Raw genomic sequence first — 24253 nt, 5'->3', positions numbered from 1 at the left:
GATGAGCCGATGAAGTTAAATGAACGGCAAAAAAAGATACTCCAAATCGTCAAAGAAAACGGTCCGATCACGGGAGAGCAGATTGCTTCTGCACTCTCCCTGACACGGGCGACACTACGTCCCGATTTGTCGATTTTAACGATGACCGGCATGTTAGAAGCACGTCCACGTGTCGGCTATATGTACGTTGGAAAGAAAAATGCGTCCATGCTTCATGAGAAACTCGACACCTTGACCGTCGGCGAATTCATGTCGTCGGCAAAGGTCATTCATGAAGGGATGACCGTATACGATGCGATCGTTCACTTGTTCCTAGAGGATGTCGGTTCGCTGTTCGTCGTCAGTAAAGACCATGCGTTGGTCGGTGTGTTGTCACGAAAGGATTTTCTACGTGCGGCAATCGGTAATCAAGAGTTAGACTCGTTACCGGTCAACATCATCATGACACGGATGCCGAATTTGACGGTCTGTGAAAAATCGGAGACGTTGATTGGTGCTGGCATGAAACTGATTGAAAAGCAGATTGATTCAATGCCAGTCGTCGAAGAGGAGAACGGCGTCTTGAAAGTCGTCGGTCGAATGACGAAGACGAACATGACGAAAGTGTTGGTCGCTTTAGCACGTGATGAAGAAATTTAAGGAGGGCTCCTGATGCGTCAACGGATTTATGTCGTGAGCGATTCTGTCGGAGAGACGTGTGAGCTCGTCGTCCGCGCAGCCGCTATTCAGTTCCCGGAACAAGCCATCGAAACGGTCCGCATTCCGTTCGTCGATGATGAACAAGTCATTTATGACTTGGTTCTTCATGCGAAAGAAGAACAAGCGACGATTGCCTTTACGATCGTTCATGCGACGCACCGTCGTCTACTTGCGGATACAGCGCTTGCGCATGGTGTAAAAGCAATCGATCTACTGGGTCCATTGCTTGATACGATGGAAGATCGTTTGCAGATGCAACCAAAGGAAGAACCAGGATTAATCTATCGTCTAGATGAGGAGTATTTCCGAAAAATCGAAGCGGTCGAATTTGCTGTTAAGTATGACGATGGACGAGATCCGAAAGGAATTAAACGTGCGGATATCGTCTTGATTGGTGTCTCACGTACATCCAAAACGCCACTCTCGCAGTATTTAGCCTTAAAGCGATATAAAGTAGCGAATGTACCACTCGTACCTGAATCGATCCCACCGGCAGAGCTATTCGATATTCCAAAAGAAAAATGTTTTGGACTACTTATCTCACCAGAAAAGTTGATCGATATCCGAATGGAACGTCTGCGTTCATTAGGACTTAAACCAGAAGCAGCGTACGCACAGATGGATCGAATCAATCGGGAACTTGAATACGCACGGAATTTATACGAACGAATCGGTTGCCAAGTCATCGACGTTACGAATAAAGCAGTCGAGGAAACAGCGAACATGATTTTGACCGGAATTTCCGGGAAAGCGCATGACTAGTCAAGCAGTCAGGAACATAGTATACTTGTTTAGCTGATAAATGAGATAATGCCCTTTTTCTAATGAAACGGAACGAGTCATCGTTCCGTTTCATTGCGGGTATGGTCATGTAAGGATAAGTTCTCAAGGAAAGGGGAGAGGACGGAATGAAGCGAATTCCTGATGAAATCGTCGATCAGGTCCGCCAAGCAACGGACATCGTCGAATTGATTTCAGAACGTGTAGAATTAAAAAAACAAGGGAATCGATATTCAGGGCTTTGCCCGTTTCATTCTGAGAAATCACCTTCCTTTTCTGTTTCTCCTGATAAAGGGATGTACTACTGTTTTGGATGTGGTGCAGGTGGAAATGCAATCACTTTCGTCATGGAAACAGAAGGAATGAGTTTCAAGGAAGCTGTTTCGAAATTAGCCGATCGAAGCGATGTCACACTTCCAGAGCTAGAACCGGATCGATTCGAGCAGTCGGAATCGACACCGGAACAGGAAAAGAAGTTCCGGATGCGCGAAGCGCATCGAATCGTCACCGAGCTATATCATGAGGTATTGATTCAAACGGAAGCAGGCGACGTCGGCCGAATCTATTTAGAGAATCGCGGTATTCGTGAAGGTGCGATGCGTGAGTTTCGACTCGGATATGCACCGGATCAAGATCGTTTTACGGTGGATTCCTTGGCACGACGTGGGTTTGATTTAGATGAGATGGTCGAAGCGGGATTGATTTCAATCGGACGTGATGGTGATTATCGAGATCGATTCAACGGTCGGGTCGTATTCCCTATCTCCGATCGTGATGGCACGATTGTCGGATTTAGTGGTCGTTCGATTGACGGTCGTGACCCGAAGTACGTCAATACAGCGGAAACACCTTTGTTCAATAAAAGCGAACTGTTATTCGGATTCGCTCAAGCACGAGGGGCGATGCGCAAAATCAAACAAGTCGTTCTCGTTGAGGGGAATCTTGATGTTGTGCGTGTAGCTCAAGCGGGTATACCTTATACGGTAGCCTCTTTAGGAACAGCTTTAACACCAGTTCATGCCCAAAACTTGGCACGCATCGTCGATGAAGTCATTATTTGTTATGACGGAGACAAAGCAGGACGCGCTGCGACGCTAAAAGCCTTGCAATTGCTTGAAGCCGTTGCCGTCGACTGTTCCGTCATCCGTTTACCGGATGGCGAAGACCCTGACTCTTTCATTGGGAATCAGGGAGAAGAGACATTTTTACACTGGATCGAACAGGAACGAGTTTCAAGTCTTGAATTCAAATCTTTTTATTTTCGACAAGGAAAAAACTTGCGATTAGAAGGAGAACGCGTTCGATATATTGAAACTATGCTTGAAGAGATTGGTCGAACATCCAATCCGTTGTTACGGGACATCTATTTAGGAAAACTTTCTGAGGAATTTAAACTCTCGAAAGACTCCTTGATCACACAAGTGCGTCCAACCGTTCAACAACCGAAAAGAGAACAAATCGTTTCAGATCGCCCAACCGCTGTACCGACAGCACCTCCTGATCGAACGTTCGCGAACTGGAAAAAGGCAGAACGCTTCTTGCTTGCCTACATGATTCGTTCCGAAGAAGTATGTCTAGAAGTGCGTGAGCAGCTGGGTGTCCAATTCAATGATCCGGCACATCAATTGATTGCCGGCAAGTTATATGAATTTTACGGGACAGGTACGCAAGGAAGTCCAGATCGTTTTTTGACGATGCTCCATGATGCTTCCCTGCAACGAATCGTAGCGGATCTAGAATTCATGCTGATGCCTGAATATGATCCTGACTTGCTCAGTCACTACATTCGTGCCGTCCAAAATGAACAGCAACGTCGGTTGCTCGAAGAAGAAAAGTCACGATTGAATCAACAAACAGATATCCGTGCTCAAGCGGAGCTGATGCAGGCGATCATAGAACGGAAGCGTCGTTTAAAAGATCGATGACCTGCTGCATGATGTGGAAGGAGTGTATGGTTCGATGGCAGAAAAAGCAAGATCAGAAGCTGAATTACTCCGTCTCGCGAAAGAGGAACTCATCGCGCTCGGACATAAAAATGGTGAATTGTCACACCAAAAGATCGAAGACAAACTAAGTTCGTTCGAATCAATGGATGCTCAGCAGTTCGAGGAATTCCTTCAATTGCTTGAAACAGAAGGTATCAAGGTCAACAATGACGGCACAGGCGATGAGAAAGAAGAGGCGGATCTAAACGATTTGTCTGTTCCTCCTGGCGTCAAGATCAATGACCCTGTCCGAATGTATCTAAAAGAAATCGGTCGCGTTGATCTGTTGAATGCAGAAGACGAAGTCGAGCTCGCGAAACGAATCGAACAAAACGATGAAGAAGCAAAAAAACGATTGGCGGAAGCAAACTTACGTCTCGTCGTTTCGATTGCGAAGCGTTATGTCGGACGCGGTATGTTGTTCCTTGATTTGATTCAAGAAGGTAACATGGGGCTGATCAAGGCGGTCGAGAAATTCGACTATACGAAGGGATATAAATTCTCGACGTATGCAACATGGTGGATTCGTCAGGCGATCACACGTGCGATCGCCGACCAAGCGCGGACGATCCGGATTCCGGTTCACATGGTTGAGACGATCAATAAATTGATTCGTGTCCAGCGTCAACTCTTGCAAGATCTCGGACGTGAACCTTCACCGGAAGAGATTTCAAAAGAGATGGAAATCACGCCTGAAAAAGTTCGTGAAATCCTGAAAATTGCGCAAGAGCCAGTTTCTCTTGAGACACCAATCGGAGAAGAAGACGATTCACACCTCGGTGATTTCATCGAGGACCAAGATGCGACGGCACCACAAGATGCTGCGGCATATGAACTCTTAAAAGAGCAACTCGAAGATGTGTTAGATACACTGACAGATCGTGAAGAAAACGTCCTTCGTCTTCGCTTCGGACTTGATGACGGTCGGACTCGGACACTCGAAGAAGTCGGTAAGGTGTTTGGCGTCACGCGTGAACGGATTCGTCAAATCGAAGCAAAAGCACTTCGGAAACTTCGTCATCCAAGTCGTTCAAAACGTTTGAAAGACTTCCTCGATTAATTCAAAGTGTGAAGAATATATGAAATTTTAGTGGGAAGGGAGAAAAAAGTTTCGTTTTTTTCTTCCTTCCCTGTTTTTTTTACAGTAGAATAGTAACGGGGAATACCATTCAGTCACCAACTTGGTTGGGTATAGAATATGGGGGGAATCCAAATGCGTAATCCATTAGTACCGTTCGCGGCGATCGCAGTCATCGCCATCATCGCAATGATTTCATTGTCTTACTTTGGGGTCGATCAGGTGAAGGAAGCTCGCAAAGGGCCGTCAACTGCAGAAATGAAGCCAGAAGACTTATTTGCATCTAAAGGATGTACAGGATGTCACGGTGGAAACTTAGAAGGCGGCGTTGGTCCGAATTTAACAAAAATCGGAGCGAAGCTGAAAGCAGACGAAATCAAGAACATCGCAATGAACGGTAAAGGGCAAATGCCTGGCGGTCTTGCGAATGACGAAGAAGCAGAAGTCCTGTCAAAATGGTTAGCTGCTAAGAAATAAGAACAAGAGCATCTATCTCGTTACGAGATGGATGTTTTTTTATGGGCGGATGGTTTCTTTTTTAACGTAAATCCGCTATTTTTAAAAGAGAGTTTTTCGGAAAATAGGAAGGGTGAAGATGATGCAAATGAACGTCGTATTGGATCAACGACTCCAAAAAGTCGTGTCGTATATTCCACAAGGAGCCATCCTTGCAGATATTGGTTCGGATCATGCATTCGTACCGTGTTTTTGTATCCAACAACATAAAATCGAACGCGCAATCGCGGGAGAGGTAAATGAAGGACCGATGGAAGCAGCAAAAGGACAAGTGGCGCTTGTTGGTCTTGAATCGCAGATTGATGTACGTCTCGGGAGTGGTCTATCAGTATTGAAACCGGGAGAAGCGACAGCGATTACGATTGCGGGAATGGGCGGAACATTGATTGCCTCGATCCTTGAAGAAGGAAAAGATCGGTTGTCGGGAAATGAACGTTTAATTCTACAACCGAATGTCGATGCAGTCGATGTTCGGAAGTGGTTGCTGACGAATTCATATGCGTTATTATCTGAAGCTATCGTCGAGGAGAATGGGAAGATTTATGAAATTCTCGTTGCAGAACGTGGAGATGAAACACTTTACTCAGAGGACGAAACAACACGTCAGTGGGAATTGTTCTTTGGACCACAGTTAATGCGGGAACGTGCACCAGAATTCATCGAAAAATGGCAGATTGAAAAACAAAAGCGGGAGTATATCCTAGCTCAGATGAAACAAGGACAAACGACGGAAGTTTTATCTGAAAAAATCGAAGCCATCGAACAATTGATTCAAAAGATGGAAGAGGTGACGAACTAATGGCGAACGGGAACCATGTCATTGAGCAGTTTGAAGCATTCGCTCCGAAAAAATTCGCACTCGAAGGTGATCCGATTGGTCTACAGATTGGATCATTGAACAAGGACGTGAAACGTGTGCTCGTGACACTTGATGTCTTGGAGTCTGTCGTCGATGAAGCGATTGAAAAGAAGATCGATCTCATCATCGCGCATCATCCACCGATTTTTAGTAAGTTAGCAAATGTGACGGATCGTTCTACAACAGGACGGATCGTCACAAAATGTATCAAACACGATATTGCGGTGTATGCTGCACATACGAACCTTGACGTAACACCAGGCGGGGTCAATGACTGGATGGCAGATGCGCTTGGTCTTGAGTCTTGTGAAGTACTAGCACCGACGTTTGAAAATACGCAATATAAACTAAGTGTTTTCGTACCGACTGAGGCTGTAGAGCGCGTTTCAACAGCTCTTGCACAAGCGGGAGCAGGAAAAGACGAAGATTACAGTGATTGTCAATTCCACGTAAATGGAATGGGTCAATTTCGACCATCGCAGGAGGCTACACCTTATATCGGGAAAGCGGGTCAACTCGAGCGGGTATCTGAAGTCCGAATCGAGACGATCGTCACGGAACTGAATCAGAAACAAGTCATTCGAGCGATGAAACAGGCTCATCCATATGAGGAAGTCGCCTATGATCTCGTTCGTCAAGAACGCCCGGCAACATCACTTGGTCTTGGGCGGATTGGTCGGTTACCGGAAGCAATGACGTTACGGGAATTTGCAGAGCATGTTCGCAATGCGTTTGGTGTACAAAACTTACGCTTCGTCGGAGACGAAACACGCCACATTCAAAAAGTAGCAGTCCTTGGTGGTGACGGCAATAAGTACGTCTCGACTGCAGCATTTGCGGGAGCAGATGTCCTTGTGACTGGTGATCTCTATTTCCATGTGGCGCACGATGCGATGGCACTTGGACTAGCGGTTGTTGATCCCGGACATCATGTGGAGTCAGTCATGAAAAAAGGCGTCGTCAACGAATTAAGCAAACGATTCAAAGAAAAGAAGATGGATGTGGAACTCATCGTCTCGACAGCCAATACGAATCCTTTTCAATTTTTGTGATATGCGAAATAGACAAAATTACGATAAAACACCGGACGGCGATGATTCGCTGTCCGGTGTTTGTTATTACTTCTAGCATATTCAGATTAAAGGATTTTTACTTTTGGTAAAATTCGACGTAGTTCAAGGAATGGTGTTTTGTCATGTGTACTGATGTCTGCTGGATCATATTGCTGTAAAAAATCAATGACTTTTTTCGTGATCGGTGTTGGCGTCGATGCACCTGATGTGACGCCAACTTGCTGTACACCTTCAAGCCATGATAGATCGAGTTCTGTTAAATCACCAATCCGATGCGCTGGAGTTCCTGCAATATCGAAGGATACCTGTGCTAGGCGATTCGAGTTGTTCGAACGCGGATCACCGACGACGATGACGAGATCGCAATCTCCTGCTTGATCAGCCACCGCTTCTTGCCGGACTTGTGTTGCGTTACAGATTTCATTGTGTACTTCTACATGCGGATACTTTTTACGAACGTGTTCCATCAAAGCTTGGACATCCCACTGGCTCATCGTTGTCTGATTCGTGACGATGATTTTTTTGTGGGCAAGCTGAGGCGGAAGCTCATCAATATCTTCGACTTTTTCGATGAGATGGACGTGCTCCGGCGCTACACCAACCGCACCTTCAGGCTCAGGATGTCCATGTTTTCCGACATAGATGACTTCATAGTCATCTGCGACGACTTGACGAATCAAATCATGTGTACGCGTTACATCAGGACATGTCGCATCGACGACATGCAGATTTTTTTCGGCAGCGCGTGCATAAACAGCAGGTGAAATACCATGCGCTGTAAAAATGACGGTTCCTTCTTGAATTGTCTCAAGTGCTTCGAGGCGATCGGGACCATCTACTGTGATGACACCCATACTTTCGAACTCACGTGTGACATGAGCATTGTGAACGATCATACCAAGAATATGAATCGGGCGTGGCAAGTCTTTATTCAATGCCGCTTGTTGTGCAAGTTTCATTGCATCGACGACACCGTAGCAATAGCCACGAGGGCTGATTTTTTTTACTAGCATAGTTGTAGATTCTCCCTTTGTGAAAAAGAATGATTAGTTAGAGTGTACCATTGTTTAGACGGGAATGAAAATAGAGGAGTCTGTTTCAGAAACAGAACATGGTATACTATTAAAGTTGCAATTATTCAATAAGGGGGCGAAAGGATGAAGTCTAAGAAAATGATGCGGTCGTATTTTTTTCAGATCACCGCTATCTTATTCATCCTGTTGTGTCTTGTCATTTCAGCGCTTGCCTTCACTGCGGATCGAGTCACGATTTCACGGGTCGAACAGCAAACGGAAAAACAGAGTGAAAAAAGTGTCGAAGTTTCTGGAAATGCGATTCGTGATAATATCGGTAATTTGCATGAAGAAATCATGGGTCTTCAATTGAACGTAAAAAATCTAGAAAAGCTAGATCAAAAAATTGAGGAATCCAATCTTTTGGATATAGATACAGGATTCAAGAGTCTGTTTTATTTTGATCGAGAAACAAAGCGGATTACATGGTTCTCGAGTGAAGAACGTCGAGTTCCGGATGATATGATTGTTCAAGATGATGATTTTTTGCAGACATTAACAAGTACAGATTTTCATATGAGTAAGTTGTATCCGATGGAGTCAGATGCAGTCACGTATATGTTCGTACCTGTTCGAGATGGGAATAAGCGTGTAGGGGTTTTTGGAGGTGGATTAAGTGCGATGAATTCGATCATTTTCCGGAAATCCTTAGAGTCATTCGACGATCAGACGATTGCCTATTTGTTTAATAGTAAAAAAGAGCTACTCGCGACATCAAGTAATCTTGTGACAGATGAAGAAAGACTTGTATCTACAAGTGTCATTAATCGTGCCTTTCAATCCATCGAACCTTCTGAAATCTTTAGTACGAATCAAGATATGTATTATTTTGCGAAAGATTTAAAGGTGACGGACTGGAAAATCCTTGTTCGAACTCCACGGAATGTTTTTTATGAACCAGTTTATACAACACGCCAACAATATTTGATCATCGCTGCGTTGACGCTCGTCCTTAGTCTGATCGTCGGTTATCTGATGTCGAAGCAGTTGACAGCACCTTTGCTAGAACTCGTTCATAAAATTGAAAAAAGCAGTTCTCCGAAACCGATTGTTCTTGAACGAGCGGGGTCCAACGAGGTCAAGACACTTGTTGCCGCTTATAATGAATATTCACAGCGTATGGAAAATGCAAGACTGGAACAATTGAGTCAACAACAAACGATGCTTCATCAAGAAAAACTAGTATCGCTTGGTCAATTGGCAGCTGGAATTGCGCACGAGATTCGTAATCCGTTGACACCGGTGAAGATGACCTTACAGTTGTTAGCGGCTGAAAAAGATCGAGATACCGAAATGTTGATCCTTGCTCTATCGGAACTCGATCGAGCGAATGGTATGATTCAGACGATGCTCGATTTGTCAAAAGGTGAGAACAATGCATTGCAAAAATCAACGATTGATATGAATGATTTAATGAAGAAATTAACCTATATCCTGGAAGCAGAAGCGCATCTGTATGAAGCAGACTGTAAAATTTACACACCTTCCTTTATGCCGAAAATTTATGCGTCAGAAGAAGGGATTTTGCAAATTTTAGCAAATTGCTTGCGGAATGCACTTCAAGCCGTAGCGTTTAAGGGATCAGATGGGATTTGTCATTTGCATGTACACGTTTATCCAGAAGAAGTCGTCTTCATTGTGCAGGACAATGGCGTTGGGATAGACGGAGACCAGATTGATCATATTGGTCAAGCATTCAAAACATCAAAAGTCGATGGGAATGGTCTAGGACTGTTCATGTCGAAACAAATCGTTCGTGATCATAAAGGAAAGATGATCATCGATAGCAAACCTGGCGTTGGCACGACGATTCAAGTACATCTACCACGAAAGGAGCATACGGAATGAAATTCAATAAGGCATGGTTATTCGTCTTAGTCATTTGGGTATCGTCCGTCCTTCTCATTTCGAATATGTTCGTGAATTCAGATTCAAGTCCACGGCGCCATCTTGTTGGTTTTACGATTGTTAACGATAAGCATGAATTTGCCCAGCGGCTTGTTGACGCCTTCAAAGAGCAGGCGAAAATTAATAAATATGATGCAGTAGTAGCGACATCACATAATTCACGTATTAGTGAGAGAGAACAAATCGAAGAATTCATTCGAATGAAAGTGGACGCAATCTTCGTGACGACGCTCGATGACGTGTATATTGCTAGTACATTGGAAAAAGCGGCCCGAGCGGATATACCCGTCTTTGCCATCGATCGATTGATTCGATCCGACGCGGTCGTTAGTTCGATTACCTCAAATAATCAATTAATCGGAGAACAACTCGCTTCGTTCATCAAACATGAACGGATCAAACGAACCGGGCGCGCAACAGCTAATGTCGTTGAAGTTACAGGAACAGCAAACGTCAATACGACGAATGAGCGGCATCATGGATTCTTGAACGGTATTGAGCGAGAGTCAGGAATCCAGATTGTTGATTCTGTGAATGGAGATTACGATCCCGTTACTTCAGAAAAGGTCATGACGCAGGTCATTGAGTCGGGCATTGCGTTTGATGCTGTCTATTGTCACAATGACGATATTGCGCTCGGAGTTCTCGAAGCATTGAAAAAAGCAGGCATTAAAGGAAAAATAATTGTCGGCATTGACGGGAATCGTGCTATATTAGAAGCTGTTGACATGAAATCGATGGATGCGACGGTCGTCCAGAGTGCTGATGAGATGATGAAAGTCGCCTTCAGTGCATTGAAGCTTCATACGAATAACAAAAAGATTCCAACTCGTTTTTATACGTACTCCTATCTGTATGACGGTAGTAGACCCATAACCATGTTGAACTAATCGAGAGGCAGATGCCTCAGCAAATAAGGAAAGGACGGTGTCAATTCATGAATGGATTCAGCCATTATCAATTACACCCGTTCGTCATCGAAGCACTCGATGACGCCCGCATCACAAAACCGACCGATATTCAGTCGCGAATCATCCCGGCTGCAGTAAAGGGACGCGATATCATCGGTCAATCACAAACCGGAACCGGTAAAACGTTATCGTTCCTTCTTCCGATCGTTCAAAACGTCGATCCAAAGCTTCAAGAATTACAAGCAATCATCGTTGCTCCAACGCGCGAACTTGCATGGCAAATTCATGAAGAACTGAAATCATTACTCGTGAAGGAACCAGACTTCATCAAAACGAGTCTTATCACAGGTGGAATGGATCGCGAACGTCAAATCGGTCGTGTGAAAGTCTCACCCCAAATCGTCATCGGAACACCGGGACGTATTTTAGACCTATTCAAAGAACAGGCTTTAAAACCGCATTTCGTGAAGCACTACGTCATCGATGAAGCGGATCAAATGCTCGACATGGGATTCTTGCCAGAAGTTGACCGGATTGCTCAAGCTCTTCCTGAACAGCTTCAGATGATGGTCTTCTCAGCAACGATTCCTGAGAAATTACAACCGTTCTTGAAAAAATACATGAACAATCCACGTTACGCGCATGTGGATCCGAAACAACAGACAGCGAAAAAAATCGTTCACCATACGATTCCGGTCAAGCACCGTGAACGCTCACAATTGACGTTGAAAGTCGCAAAAGCACTGAATCCGTATATCTGTCTAATCTTTACGAATACAAAAGCAGAAGCAATCGAAGTCGAAGCTTTGTTCCTAGAAGCAGGATTGAATGTTGGTTCTCTTCACGGCGATCTTCCAGCTCGTCGTCGTAAGCAAGCGATCAAGGAAATTAACGATGCGAAGTATCAATATGTCATCGTGACGGACCTTGCTGCACGCGGAATTGATATTTCAGGCGTCTCACACGTCATTAACCATGGTATTCCAAAAGATTTAGACTTCTACGTCCACCGTGTCGGTCGGACAGGTCGAGTCGATCAAGATGGATTGGCCTACACACTGTTTGAAGACCACGAGAACGGCATGATCAATCGCTTAGAGGACCGTGGCATTCAATTCACGAACGTCGATGTCAAAGGCAGTCAAATCGTTGAGGTAAAAGAACGTCGTCGTGCGAAGCCGCACATGAAAACTGCTGTCTCGAAGACAGCGCATAGCCGCCTGTCGGGTGAAGCAGCAAAAGCGAAAAAACGCGTTAAACCAGGTTATAAGAAGAAGCATCAATATAAGCTGAAAGAAACAGCAAAACGTGAACGCATCAAAGAACAACGTGGTGTCGGTCGCGCGCAACGTAAAGAAAACGCACGCAAATCCAAATAACACCATCGAAGACACCCGTAAAATGAAAAAACATTTTTCGGGTGTCTTGTCGTTTTTAAGATTTGGTACACTGTAAAAAGAGAAAGGTGGAAAAGAACATGAAAATAGGTTCACACGTCTCCGTTTCGGGGAAAAAAATGCTATTAGGTGCAAGTGAGGAAGCGGCATCTTATGGTGCAACGACAATGATGGTTTATACAGGGGCACCTCAAAATACACGCCGTAAGCCGATGGAAGAGTTACGGATTCCAGAAGCATTACAACATATGAGTGCTAATGGAATAGAGGAAATCGTCGTGCACGCGCCGTATATCATCAACTTGGGGAATACGACGAAACCCGAGACATTCGAACTCGCTGTTTCGTTTTTAGCAGCAGAAATTAAACGAGCAGAAGCGCTTGAAAAGGCGCAACACATCGTATTACATCCAGGTGCGCATGTCGGTGCTGGGGAAGAAGTCGGAATCAAACGGATCGTCGAGGGACTCAATGAAGTACTGACAGGTGACGAACAGGTCAAGATCGCACTTGAAACAATGGCTGGAAAAGGATCAGAAATCGGAAAAACCTTTGAGGAACTTGCTCAGATCATTGAAGGTGTCACACATCATGATCGTTTATCCGTCTGTCTCGATACATGTCACGTGCATGATGCGGGATATGATATCGTACATGACTTAGATGGTGTACTTGAACAATTCGACCGAATCGTCGGACTAGATCGTCTTGGCGTCATCCATGTGAATGACTCAAAGAATATCCGTGGTGCTCGAAAGGACCGTCATGAAAATATTGGTTTCGGTGAGATTGGATTTGATGCCTTACATCGTGTCGTGCATCATCCTGCCCTGGCACATTTACCAAAAATCTTAGAGACGCCATACATCGGGCTCGATCCGAAGAAAAAAGTGGCACCGTATAAACAAGAAATCGATATGTTACGTTCAGGTGCGTTTGATGCAGACTGGCGTCTACCGATTCTAGGAGCACCGGTCGAATAACTCATAAAGGGGTGTCTGTGATGTGTCATATACTCGTCGTTGATGAGACTCGTTTTGCGATACGGCAAGCTGTTGTCCACTATTATGAAACAAAAGAACCGTTTTATTTGCCGGCAGAACTGGCAGAGGGAGAAGAAGTGTTTATTGCGACGACTGATGGAATCATGGCGTATGCAGAAGCCTTGTTCACGGAGTATACAACACGTCCAGAAGATCCGTTTTGGTTGACCGCTGCTGACGATTTAGAAGGATCTTATGTATGTCTTGATCTCATCAGTGTAGATTTACGTCATCCGTTACTTGGACGACCACTCGATCAACTCGGTCTTAAAACAGGACCAGTCGAAGGCGTATTTCGCACGCGTCTGCTTGATTCATGGCAGTATGGGTATTTCGAAACGGATGTGCTGACACTCGAACAGTCTAAACAACGTCGAATCGAGCGATTCAAGGAGCGAAATCATCAAGAACAAATTGCGCGTCAATGTGTTCATTGTGAGGAGTCTCGGCAGTCATTACTTGAATGGCATTTGACACCAGAAGGGTACCAGACGGTGTGTCCGACATGCCACCGATGGTTGCATCAACAGATGCTCCATGCCGTGGATACAGCGGCCGCGACGGAAGAACATGAATAAAGAAAGGCTCTGCTTTCTCCTGACGTTGTTCAGGAAAGTAGAGCTTTTTTGTCGACACGGACACATTCGGTTGATTCATTTGATGAATTCCTATGTAACTAAGGAAGTGATGATGTTATAATCAGGAATGATAATTGTTATCAATGAATGTGAAGATAAATGGGGGAGCAGCTATGATGGATTTAGCTACGGTTCCAATGAACCAGCCTGTCGTGATGACGAACATGAATCACATCGATGATCGATTACGTCGGCGATTACTCGCGCTTGGTTTTTATGAAGGATGTCCGATCATCGTGCGACGAAAAGCGATATTTCAGGGTCCTATGACGATTGAGCAGCAGGATCATCACCAAATGGTTGCTATCCGTCGCAGTGATGCAAAACGAATCGAGGTGTATGTACCATGACAACCCAACGCATTGCATTACTCGGAAATCCGAATACCGGAAAAACGTCTTTGTTCAATCGATTGACGAATTCCTATGCTCATGTCGGGAACTGGTCGGGGGTCACGGTGGACAAAAAAATCGGACAGTTGCGTGGAAATCGTGGGCAATTGATTGACTTACCGGGTGTATACGACTTAGATCCATTGTCTGCAGATGAAGCAGTCGTTGCTCGATTTTTAATGGAGGACTCATTTGACTCGATGATTAACATCATCGATGCGTCCCAGCTTGAGCGAAATCTACAATTAACTGCGCAGTTACTGGAAATCGGAAAACCTCTTCAAATTGGGCTGAACATGATGGATGTAGCCGATCATCGTGGGATGAAAGTCGATCCAGTACGTTTAGCAAGTGTGTTACAGGTTGATGTTTTCCCGATCGTCGCCCGAACGGGTGATGGATGTGATGTATTATTATCTTCCTTACAACAGGAACCACAGCCCGTCCTTCGAATCGATTACGGTTCAGAAACCGAACAGGCGATTGAGGATATCCTCGAAATCGTCGACATGCCGGAGATGGAACGATGGATGGCTGTTCAATATTTAGCAGGGAACCGTGTTTTTGTTGATGTGCTAGAGCAACGGACACCACAGATCGCAACGATTCGTAAACAGCTAGAACAACAGCTAGGACGATTCGTTCATGCGCATATCACGGAGTGTCGCCGGCACTGGGCAGTGGCGACGAGAGCTGCTGTCGTCACGGAAGAACAGACGACAAGAACGAACTGGACGGAACGGATTGATGCGGTCGTCACACATCCGATTTTAGGATTACCCATTTTCTTTGCGATTCTTTATCTTTTGTTCCATGTGACGTTCAACTGGATTGGATCGCCGATGTCGGATTTACTGGACGGATTCATCGCCGGACCACTTTCAAAAGGGCTTAATAGTCTGTTAGGTACGCTTGGTGCCTCACCGTTCATTCAAGATTTACTCGTTGAAGGTGTCGTGGCTGGGGTTGGTGGGGTACTTGTATTCGTCCCGCAAATCTTCGTCCTCTTCTTCTTCATCTCGTTTTTGGAGGACTCGGGTTATATGGCACGTGTCGCGATCGTCATGGATCGATTCATGCAGATGGTTGGCTTAAACGGGAAAAGCTTCATTCCGATGATCATTGGCTTCGGTTGTAATGTGCCGGGCATCATGGCTGCTCGTTCTGTAGAAGAAGAACGAGAGCGCTTAGTGACGATTTTTATCTCGCCATTCATGTCTTGTTCTGCTCGTTTACCGATTTACGCTGTTTTTGCGGGAAGCTTCTTTGCGACGAATCAGGCACTCGTCGTCTTATCGCTCTATATCCTTGGGATTGTACTAGCCCTCATTGCAGCAAAAGTCTTTTCAAAAGTCTTAGCTGCAGAAGATGCGACGAGCTTGTTCTTAGTCGAACAACCACCATACCGGATTCCGCAAGGGTTGACTTTGTGGCGGAGTACATGGCAAAAAGGAAAAGGGTTTGTTCGAAAGGCGGGAACGTTCATCTTTGGGGGATCGGTCGTCATTTGGCTGCTTGCTTATACTGGGCCTGGTGGACTGGACGTCAATATGAATGATAGTTTTCTTGCGATGATCGGTGGCATCATTGCTACCGTGCTCGTACCGCTTGGATTCGGAACATGGCAGGCAGGTGCTGCCCTCATTACCGGATTTCTTGCGAAGGAAGTCGTTGTCTCAACGATGGCAATCATTTATGCTGTCAATGAATCGGAACTAGGACGTCATATCGCGCAACAGTTCACACCGCTCAGCGCGTATAGTTTCATGGTCTTCGTCTTGCTTTACGTCCCGTGCTTAGCAACGGTCGCTGTCATTCGTCGTGAAGTCGGAAGTGCGAAGTGGACGTGGATTGCTAGTTTATATGGCTTATTCGTTGCTTACGGGGTGGCGTTCATCATTTATCAAACAGGACAATGGTTAGGATTCGCTTAAGGGGGAGAACAGATGCATTTCATCGATATACTCATCGGATTGATCGTCTTTAGTTATGCTGGTTTTTCACTTGTTCGCTTTACGAAAAAAGCGAAAAAAGGAAAATGTGCGACATGTGAAGTAGAGCCGACGTGTGAGACGGCATGCGATGAGGTCAACTGGGATCGTGTGATCGCAGAAGCCTTAAAAAAATAATTAAAAACCGTTCTCTTTTCTGCTTCGGGCAGTCAGAGAACGGTTTTTGTTTGGATTAGAAAAAGCGTTCTACTAAAAATAGATAGATTTTCATCCCAAGGAAGACACCAAAGATTCCGACGACGGCTGGAAAAACGGGTGGAGCAGGAATCGGCAGTTTCAGTGCGGTGAACACAACGCCGCAGATGACTCCGGCGAGAAGAGATAATAAGATTTGCTGAAGCATACATTTCGTCCTTTCTGCTGTAAATCAGCATTTGAAGTAGAATACGTGGTAAAACATGACCAAAATCATGTAGCATTTTGATCAAGAATGACTTTGTCCTCCTTCTTTTCAATCGTGATCCACTTTTGTGTCAATGGAGCTGTAAAACTAGGTTTTTGTTTTAGTTTGCCGCTCGTATAGTCTTGAATCAGCAATTGTGATTCACAGCTCTGTTTTCCATCCTTCACGTAATGATAGGATCCATCAGCTGCCTGCTCACGCGACTTCACATTATCAGCAAGAGCGAGGGCGAGACAATCCTTTAAATACTCTTTATGTTCTTCATCCATGATTGGGAACAAGATTTCGATCCGTTTTCGCATGTTGCGTGTCATCCAGTCCGCGCTTGACCCATACATCAAATCCTGACCGTTATGATGGAAGTAGAAGATGCGTGAATGTTCCAAGTAACGATCGACGATCGAAATGACGCGAATGTTCTCTGAAACATCTGGAATGCCAGGACGCAGACAACAGACACCACGAACGATAAGTTCGACTTGCACACCAGCGCGCGATGCCTTGTAGAGACGTAAAATGATGTCCTTCTCCGTTAAACTATTCATCTTAGCGACGATTCGACCATTTCCATGTTTTTTATGATGATGAATTTCTTCGTCAATCAATGACAGGAACTTTTCGAGCATCGCGTTCGGTGAAGTTTGGATGACGTTCCATTCTGGTTGTTCTCCGTATCCAGATAACCAGTTGAAGAAGTTCGTCGCATCTTCGGCAATCTCTTCCCGAGCGGTCAATAATCCGACGTCCGTGTATAGCTTCGCCGTCGAATCGTTATAGTTGCCGGTACCAAGATGGACGAAACGCTGAATCTTGCCTTCATGGAGTCGGACGACGAGCGTAATCTTCGAGTGTGTCTTTAAGTCACTATATCCATAAATGACATGAGCGCCAGCCTTTTCCAGTTGTTTTGCCCATTCGATGTTCTTCGCCTCGTCGAATCGAGCCTTGAGTTCGACGAGAACGGTGACTTGTTTCCCATTTTCTGCTGCCGTTTTTAAGGCCTTGATGATCGGTGAATCACCAGATACGCGATAAAGCGTTTGTTTGATGGCAAGAACGTTCGGATCATTCGCCGCTTGGACGATGAACCGGACGATGGGATCAAACGTATGATACGGATGATGCAAAAGATAATCGCGTTCCAGTAATTGATTAAACAGATTTTTTGAACTATCGAGTGCCGGTGGGTCGACTGGCATGATCGTCTGATAGATCAAATGATCATATTCAATACCGATTTGACTGTAGAAGGCAAAGGAGAATGTTAAATCAATGGGACCATCCACGGCAAAGATGTCGCGTTCCTGCAAATCCAGTACATCGCGTAACATGTTGAGCAGTTCGGTGTTAATGGCAGCTTTTTGGACTTCAAGTCGAATCGCAACCCCCCAACGCCGTTTTTTTAATTCTTTCTCAATTAGCTTTAATAAATCATGCGTACCTTCCTCGTGAAACGGAAGGTCGGCATTTCGGGTGATCCGAAACGGCATGGCAGATAACACGCGATAGCCTTTGAATAGACTATCGATGAAGGCGATGATGACGTCTTCGAGTAAGATGATAGCTGTCGTCTCGTCATCTTCTACCGGTAAATCGACGAATCGCGGTAAAACAGCAGGTACTTGTACGAGTGCTAAATTCCGTTTCGTCCCGTCCTCTGCCTCGAGTACCGTTGCGATGTTGAGTGACTTTGAAGACAACATCGGGAACGGACGATAGGCATCGACAGCAACGGGCGTGAGAACCGGAAAGACCTGTTCGCGGAAAAAGGATTTCACATAGGTCGTTTGTTCTGAAGTCAGAGCGTCGTATTTCAAGAATGTAATGCCTTCATCTGATAACGTCTGATTGATTGCTTGAAATGCTTCGTATTGTCGATCGACAAGCTCTTTTGTTTTCGCCGCAATCGCACGTAACTGTTGTTTAGGTGTCATCTGTTGTTTGTTTTCTGGTTTATTGAATCCGGCGAGTACTTCATCCTTTAAACCACCGACCCGTACCATATAGAATTCATCTAAATTGGAACTAAAGATACCGAGAAATTTAAAACGTTCCATTAACGGATTTCGTGTATCAAACGCTTCATCCAGTACCCGTTCGTTGAATTGAAGCCAACTGAGCTCACGATTATTGAAATGTTCCGGTATGTCGAGCTTCATGAAGGAAGATCTCCTTTCGTTTCGAAGGTAATCGTACAATCAATGATTCGTTCCAAATGTTTCTTTTGTTTTTCCGCTTTTTCGACTTCGAACCCATAATCATGATCCCCTGTATCGAGGACGAATTGGAGTTGATCCTTCTCAAGGAACAGCTCCAAGTGATCGACTGCTTTTCGTTCCGTCACGTCGAGCGCATGACTTAATTTGAGGAGAGAACCGAGCAAGTCGAAGCGATCCAGCGATTTTTCTGTAAACCAGTCCTTAAAAGGTTTCGCTAATTGATTCATCCGTTTCGCTGAAGAATAGGAGCTGACGAGCGACAGAGCAACGCGATCCTTGTGCGTCATGCCATTCAGTTCGGTGTTCGTCAATAAATAGAACGTCTGATCCGATCGCGTGTCCGGATTAATATATTGTCCACAATAAAATAAACGGCTTGCGGAATCGAGGAGGCGTAAATCGGATGCTCGTTCTGATATCAGGTCTAACGTGACGAGTTGTCGGTACATCGATTTCGCAAGTGTACCGATATACGTAGCGCGATCACGATTGACCTTATAATCACTCTCGAGCTGATAAAGACTCTGCTCACGTACGTTTTCGATCCGGCGATACGCTTCATCTTGAACGTCAAATTCATAAACGAGACCTTCACGAAGACCGAGATTACTCATGACGAACTCTTCGGCTTCGATGTGTTGAGCTAACTCTTGAATTGCAATCAATGCCGGCAAGAAAATATCGATTCGATCTTTCGATAAGCCTTCGATTTTTGAAAGTTGCTTTGCCGACTTTCCTTCGAGATCGTCGACCATCTTCGCGAGTTCCTTCGCTTTAATTTGATATTGATGAATGCTTCGAAGTGGATAGTCCTGATTCGACTGATGGATCCGAACAAAGTTTCGGGCAGAACCACCGACACCGATTAAAGGAAGCTTTTTGTTACTCAGCCATGGAATCGATTCGAATTGTTCCCGTAGGAATTTCACCAATTTCTTCTTATCACTTGCACTTAGTGTTTCGTCGTAAACGAATTGTCGTGTCAAGGTGACGGCACCAAATGGAAAGCTATGATACGCCACCATTTCGCGATTCTCAATCAAGGTGACTTCCATGGAGCCACCACCGATATCGACAGAAAATCCGTCTTCAAGGAAGGTTGAGTTGATGATAGCAAAATAGCCATAGTATGCTTCTTGTTCATCTGTCAGAACCTGAATGGCAAAAGGCGTATTCTCGGTAACGGATTCAACGATGGCGTCTCGATTCGTTGCGTTACGAATGGCAGCGGTCGCGACACAGATCGTCTCTTCGACCTCATGGGTGACACCGACTTCGTAAAATCGATGTAACGTTTCTTCGAGTAAGGCAATTCCTTCATCGTCGAGTGCTCCATCCTCATTGATATGAGCAGATAAACGCGCGACGACTTTAATGTTAATCTTCTCGATGTAACGACCGGAAGCGATCGGATGGAAGATGACATAACGAATTGAGTTGGAACCGATATCGATGACTGCAAGTTCTTGTTTCAAATGACTCCGACTCCTCTCTGCGATGCGTGCATTAAAAGATTTCCCTCTCTGAACAAGCCGGAAACAGCTAGCTTCTGTCTTTATTGTACCTTGATTGTTTTCAAAGGAGGACAGGAAGTTGCCAGAGTTGCACCAATAATTAGCGGACGCTATAATAAGACAGTTGATTAAGACGTAATTATTCCGTTTTACGAAAACGGAAGGAGTGAAAATAAATGGAAACACCAATCATCGAAATCGATCAAGTCAGCTATGATTATCCGGATCGCCGGGTGCTGAATCAAGTTTCGTTTCAGGTCCAGCAAGGACAATTCTTAGCAATCGTTGGAGAAAATGGATCCGGGAAATCGACGCTGATCAAATGTATTTTAGGTTTATTGCAACCGAAAGGAACGATTCGCTTATTCGGACAATCACAATCACAATTCAGTGAATGGTGGCGAATCAGCTATGTCTCGCAAAAAGCGGCAGCGTTCAACTCCGGTTTTCCGGTGACTGTCGCAGAAGTCGTCGAGATGGGATTGTACGCTAAAAAAGGACTTTTTCGTCGTTTGTCTCGTGACGATCGAGACAAAGTGCGAACTGCTCTTGAAACGGTTGGGATGTGGGAGCGACGTGATTCAAAAGTCGGCGACCTATCCGGTGGTCAGCAACAACGCGTCTTCATCGCACGTGCGCTCGTTAACGATCCCGATTTAATGATCTTAGATGAACCAACTGTTGGTGTCGATCAGCGATATGTGAAAGAATTTTATGAAATTCTAGAAGAACTTCGTCGAGATAAACGACGGACGTTCGTCCTTGTGACACACGATATCCATTTCGTCAGCAAACTCGTCACGGATGTCATTCATTTGGTCGATGGACGTTTAGGGTGTAACTGTGGCATTAAAGAATACTGGGAACTAGATGAACAGACGATTCGCTCCCTCTACCCGGTTCCAGGACGCGTTCTTGTTCATGAAGGGAAGAGTGTCCAATGATCGAAGCGTTCATGACGTTGAAGTTTTTACAGTATGCATTGGTGGCTGCCATTTTGATCGGATTCACGGCACCATTGATCGGTTCATTCGTCGTCGTCCGGCGGATGAGCCTGATTGCAGATGCACTTTCGCATGTCACGTTAGCTGGGATTGCACTCAGTCTCTTGATTTCTGGTATGGTCGCACAACTAGCAGATCTGAATCCATTGTATTTAGGCATCGTGACGGCTGTCATTGCGGCACTGACGATCGATTGGTTGCGTTCGAAATATAAGCATTTTCAAGAACTTGCGATTCCGATCATCATGGCGACAGGGATGGGACTTGGTGCGACGTTCATTAGTCTTGCGAACGGCTTTTCGATGGATCTTGTTTCCTTCTTGTTCGGAACGGTTTCGGCCGTCGCCTTGACAGATGTATATACGATCCTAGCTGTGACGGTCGTGGTCATCATCTTCGTATTTGCCTTTTATAAGGAATTGTTGTTCCTCTCCTTTGACGAGGAGCAGGCGCGCGTTTCCGGGATTCGCCTTCGCTTAGTGCATATTCTCTTTATGATCGTCGTTGCGCTCGTCATCGCGATCAGTATGCGGATCGTCGGGATTTTACTTGTCTCAAGCTTAATCACGTTACCGGTTGCGGCAGCACTTCGCATTGCGAAGAGTTTTAAGATGACGATCTTTTTAGCAATTATCTTCGGCGAAATCGCAACAGTACTTGGTCTTGTCCTGGCTTATCAGTTTGATTTAGCACCAGGTGGAATGATCGTCTTGCTTGCGGTAATTGAGCTGATCATCGTGATGCTGTTGGAACGTTTTTGGATAGGAGGGAAAACACATGAAGACGAACATCGAACAAGCGCGTGAACGCATGAAAGCTTCCGGGTTTAAAATGACCCCGAAGCGTCTTGATTTGCTATCGTATCTGTTTGAAGTGAACCGGTATGTCAGTGCGCGGGAAGTAGCAGAAGCTCTCCGGACGTCTCATCCTTCGTTAAGTTACGATACGATTTATCGAAACTTAAATGATTTTTCAGGAATCGACTTATTAGAAGTGACGGAATTAGACGGAGAGATGAAATACCGGGCTGCCTGTGCTTCTGGTCATCACCATCATCATTTGATATGCCGAATCTGCGGCAAGACGGAGACGTTGAATGTCTGCCCGATGGAGTGGATTTCACCCGTCCAAGAGACTGGTTTTGAAGTTGAAGATCATAAATTCGAAATCTATGGACGTTGTGCGAATTGTCAACGCTTGACGTCTTAAATAGAGGGAATGTCCATATGGGCGTTCTCTTTTTTGTTTTAGAAGACTAGTCCTGCTTAAAACGGGAATAGTCGAACAGAGGTGATAAGATGATGATTTATGATACGCAGGAAGCACGACAAATTGATGAATGGGCACGAACATCCGGACTACCGCTTGAGGTATTAATGGAGCGAGCTGGAAGTCACATCGCAACACGTATCAAGGAGCGTCATAGAAAGACGGAGCGAATCTTGATTTTATGTGGGACAGGCAATAACGGTGGGGATGGGTATGTCATTGGTCGCGAATTGATACGCGACGGATTTGATGTCACGCTACATGCGCCATTTGGAGAGAATCGTTCGGATACATCCATCATTCATGTCCATTATGCAGAAGCGTTTGGACTCGTGACCGAACAACCGTGTGGTCAATATGATGTCATTATAGATGCCTTATATGGAACGGGATTTGATCCAAAACGGATGAATAAGCTATTCGAAGTGCAGTGTGAATTCGTATCGGAACAAAAGCGGCAAGGGGCACGTATCTATGCAATAGATGTTCCAAGCGGAGTGCCGACAGATCACGCAACGGAATTTAAAGAGACAGCGATTCGTGCAGACGTGACATTCCAATTGCATGCAATGAAACGATCTGCCTTTTTAGTACGAACAGCACCGTTTTATGGAAAATCAGAAACGGTTGATATCGGATTACCGACTTTTGGTGAATGGCGCGTATCACCTGAGGATGTGACCACTTTATTCAAGCGGGAACTATACGGTCATAAAGGGACTTATGGGACGGCGCTATTGATTGGTGGAAGCGAGACGATGCCGGGTTCCATCCAACTCGCGACACGGGCAGCCCTAAGAACGGGAGTCGGTAAACTACAAGTGGCAACGACGGCACTTGCAAAACAGGGAATCATCGTCCAAGCGCCGGAAGCGATGGTCATTGATCAGACGTTATCAGCAATTCAGGAGATGCTCCCCTCCATCTCAGCAGTTGGAATCGGTCCCGGATTATCGCAAGAGGCAGTCGAAACATGGGTGGACTATCTGCTTGAGAGTGATTTGCCAGTTGTATTAGATGCTGCAGCTCTAGTAAAAGAAAGTTATCCCGAACGAACAGCGCCGATCGTCGTCACACCACATATCGGTGAATTTGCCCGGATGACGAATCAGAGTGTCGCAAGTATTCAAGATGATCTTTTCGGTCAGGCAACCGACTATGCCGTCTTGCATCAAGTAACTGTCGTCTTAAAGTCCCACGTCATCTTAATCGCAAAACCGGATGGAGGCGGATTTGTCGTCTCTGGTGCATCGAGCGGTCTCGCAAAGGGCGGAAGCGGAGATACCCTGTTCGGAATTTTGACGAGTCTCCTTGCGCAACAGCCAACAGGAGATATCGAAAGAACAATAGCGCTAGGAGCAGAGTGGTATGCGCGTGCTTCAAAACAAGTCGAACGACGGTTACATCCCAGCAGTTTATTAGCAACGGATGTCATCGAAGAGTTAGGTCGACTTGACTTATAGAACACTAGATGTGAGTG

Annotated in this window: 23 protein-coding genes; 19 read left to right on the top strand and 4 right to left on the bottom strand. The window is 45.3% G+C overall.

Annotated features, from left to right (window positions below):
- Window positions 1-9 precede the first annotated feature (9 nt).
- The 7 genes from ACHWTJ_RS12210 to ACHWTJ_RS12180 all read left to right on the top strand — a co-directional run bounded on the left by ACHWTJ_RS12210 (window position 10) and on the right by ACHWTJ_RS12180 (window position 6969).
- Window positions 10-639: a helix-turn-helix transcriptional regulator gene (locus ACHWTJ_RS12210; protein WP_035398363.1), complete on the top strand. Its 630-nt coding sequence runs from the start codon at window positions 10-12 to the stop codon at window positions 637-639.
- Window positions 640-651: 12 nt separating this feature from the next.
- A complete protein-coding gene (locus ACHWTJ_RS12205) occupies window positions 652-1461 on the top strand; it encodes a pyruvate, water dikinase regulatory protein (RefSeq protein ID WP_294742956.1) in 810 nt (269 codons plus the stop codon).
- A 146-nt stretch (window positions 1462-1607) separates the two neighbouring features.
- Entirely contained in the window at window positions 1608-3404 is a 1797-nt protein-coding gene (dnaG, locus tag ACHWTJ_RS12200; protein ID WP_294742954.1) for a DNA primase, read from the top strand.
- Window positions 3405-3438: 34 nt separating this feature from the next.
- Window positions 3439-4524, top strand: a complete 1086-nt coding sequence (rpoD, locus tag ACHWTJ_RS12195) for an RNA polymerase sigma factor RpoD (protein WP_023467512.1) — start codon at window positions 3439-3441, stop codon at window positions 4522-4524.
- A gap of 153 nt (window positions 4525-4677) precedes the next feature.
- A complete protein-coding gene (gene cccA / locus ACHWTJ_RS12190) occupies window positions 4678-5019 on the top strand; it encodes a cytochrome c550 (protein WP_294742950.1) in 342 nt (113 codons plus the stop codon).
- 118 nt (window positions 5020-5137) lie between these two features.
- On the top strand, window positions 5138-5857 hold the full coding sequence (locus ACHWTJ_RS12185; protein WP_365990029.1) for a tRNA (adenine(22)-N(1))-methyltransferase TrmK: 720 nt from the start codon (window positions 5138-5140) through the stop codon (window positions 5855-5857).
- Window positions 5857-6969: a Nif3-like dinuclear metal center hexameric protein gene (locus ACHWTJ_RS12180; protein WP_294747650.1), complete on the top strand. Its 1113-nt coding sequence runs from the start codon at window positions 5857-5859 to the stop codon at window positions 6967-6969. Before ACHWTJ_RS12185 ends, ACHWTJ_RS12180 begins: the two co-directional genes overlap by 1 nt.
- 86 nt (window positions 6970-7055) lie before the next feature.
- Here the strand turns inward: ACHWTJ_RS12180 and ACHWTJ_RS12175 are convergent, their stop codons facing one another.
- A complete protein-coding gene (locus ACHWTJ_RS12175) occupies window positions 7056-8003 on the bottom strand; it encodes a 4-hydroxy-3-methylbut-2-enyl diphosphate reductase (RefSeq protein WP_294742945.1) in 948 nt (315 codons plus the stop codon).
- A 144-nt stretch (window positions 8004-8147) separates the two neighbouring features.
- On the opposite strand from ACHWTJ_RS12175, the gene ACHWTJ_RS12170 reads away from it, so the two are divergent.
- From ACHWTJ_RS12170 to ACHWTJ_RS12135, 8 genes are all read left to right on the top strand, one after another.
- Window positions 8148-9911, top strand: coding sequence for a HAMP domain-containing sensor histidine kinase (locus ACHWTJ_RS12170; RefSeq protein WP_294742942.1), 1764 nt, complete (start codon window positions 8148-8150; stop codon window positions 9909-9911).
- Window positions 9908-10861, top strand: coding sequence for a sugar ABC transporter substrate-binding protein (locus ACHWTJ_RS12165; RefSeq protein WP_294742940.1), 954 nt, complete (start codon window positions 9908-9910; stop codon window positions 10859-10861). Before ACHWTJ_RS12170 ends, ACHWTJ_RS12165 begins: the two co-directional genes overlap by 4 nt.
- 47 nt (window positions 10862-10908) lie before the next feature.
- Window positions 10909-12261, top strand: coding sequence for a DEAD/DEAH box helicase (locus tag ACHWTJ_RS12160; protein WP_064300313.1), 1353 nt, complete (start codon window positions 10909-10911; stop codon window positions 12259-12261).
- Window positions 12262-12359: 98 nt separating this feature from the next.
- Window positions 12360-13262 carry a deoxyribonuclease IV gene (locus ACHWTJ_RS12155; protein WP_294742937.1) on the top strand — a complete coding sequence of 301 codons (903 nt, stop codon included), beginning with the start codon at window positions 12360-12362 and terminating at the stop codon, window positions 13260-13262.
- A 20-nt stretch (window positions 13263-13282) separates the two neighbouring features.
- A complete protein-coding gene (locus ACHWTJ_RS12150) occupies window positions 13283-13900 on the top strand; it encodes a hypothetical protein (RefSeq protein WP_294747643.1) in 618 nt (205 codons plus the stop codon).
- A gap of 173 nt (window positions 13901-14073) precedes the next feature.
- Window positions 14074-14310 carry a FeoA family protein gene (locus ACHWTJ_RS12145; RefSeq protein WP_290715567.1) on the top strand — a complete coding sequence of 79 codons (237 nt, stop codon included), beginning with the start codon at window positions 14074-14076 and terminating at the stop codon, window positions 14308-14310.
- On the top strand, window positions 14307-16286 hold the full coding sequence (feoB, locus tag ACHWTJ_RS12140) for a ferrous iron transport protein B (RefSeq protein WP_394679786.1): 1980 nt from the start codon (window positions 14307-14309) through the stop codon (window positions 16284-16286). The genes ACHWTJ_RS12145 and feoB overlap by 4 nt, the downstream gene beginning before the upstream one ends.
- Before the next feature lie 12 nt (window positions 16287-16298).
- Window positions 16299-16481 carry a FeoB-associated Cys-rich membrane protein gene (locus ACHWTJ_RS12135; protein WP_294742926.1) on the top strand — a complete coding sequence of 61 codons (183 nt, stop codon included), beginning with the start codon at window positions 16299-16301 and terminating at the stop codon, window positions 16479-16481.
- Between the two features lie 55 nt (window positions 16482-16536).
- On the opposite strand, the gene ACHWTJ_RS12130 is transcribed toward ACHWTJ_RS12135, so the two are convergent.
- From ACHWTJ_RS12130 to ACHWTJ_RS12120, 3 genes are all read right to left on the bottom strand, one after another.
- On the bottom strand, window positions 16537-16707 hold the full coding sequence (locus tag ACHWTJ_RS12130) for a XapX domain-containing protein (protein ID WP_023467523.1): 171 nt from the start codon (window positions 16705-16707) through the stop codon (window positions 16537-16539).
- Between the two features lie 65 nt (window positions 16708-16772).
- Window positions 16773-18926, bottom strand: a complete 2154-nt coding sequence (locus ACHWTJ_RS12125) for an RNA degradosome polyphosphate kinase (RefSeq protein ID WP_294747637.1) — start codon at window positions 18924-18926, stop codon at window positions 16773-16775.
- Entirely contained in the window at window positions 18923-20461 is a 1539-nt protein-coding gene (locus tag ACHWTJ_RS12120; RefSeq protein WP_394679785.1) for a Ppx/GppA family phosphatase, read from the bottom strand. The genes ACHWTJ_RS12125 and ACHWTJ_RS12120 overlap by 4 nt, the downstream gene beginning before the upstream one ends.
- A gap of 215 nt (window positions 20462-20676) precedes the next feature.
- Between ACHWTJ_RS12120 and ACHWTJ_RS12115 the strand changes: the two genes are divergently transcribed.
- From ACHWTJ_RS12115 to ACHWTJ_RS12100, 4 genes are all read left to right on the top strand, one after another.
- Window positions 20677-21444, top strand: coding sequence for a metal ABC transporter ATP-binding protein (locus tag ACHWTJ_RS12115; protein WP_294742920.1), 768 nt, complete (start codon window positions 20677-20679; stop codon window positions 21442-21444).
- Window positions 21441-22310 (top strand): metal ABC transporter permease, encoded by an 870-nt coding sequence (locus ACHWTJ_RS12110; RefSeq protein ID WP_294742918.1) that lies wholly within the window; start codon window positions 21441-21443, stop codon window positions 22308-22310. The genes ACHWTJ_RS12115 and ACHWTJ_RS12110 overlap by 4 nt, the downstream gene beginning before the upstream one ends.
- Window positions 22282-22713, top strand: coding sequence for a Fur family transcriptional regulator (locus tag ACHWTJ_RS12105; protein ID WP_294742916.1), 432 nt, complete (start codon window positions 22282-22284; stop codon window positions 22711-22713). The genes ACHWTJ_RS12110 and ACHWTJ_RS12105 overlap by 29 nt, the downstream gene beginning before the upstream one ends.
- Window positions 22714-22802: 89 nt before the next feature.
- Window positions 22803-24236: an NAD(P)H-hydrate dehydratase gene (locus ACHWTJ_RS12100; RefSeq protein ID WP_394679784.1), complete on the top strand. Its 1434-nt coding sequence runs from the start codon at window positions 22803-22805 to the stop codon at window positions 24234-24236.
- The last annotated feature ends 17 nt before the right edge of the window (window positions 24237-24253 follow it).

It is taken from the genome of uncultured Exiguobacterium sp. (genome assembly GCF_964277885.1).
GTDB lineage: Bacteria > Bacillota > Bacilli > Exiguobacteriales > Exiguobacteriaceae > Exiguobacterium_A.
The sequence above is the reverse complement of the archived record's forward strand: the minus strand, read 5'-3'. Positions and strand labels throughout refer to the sequence as shown.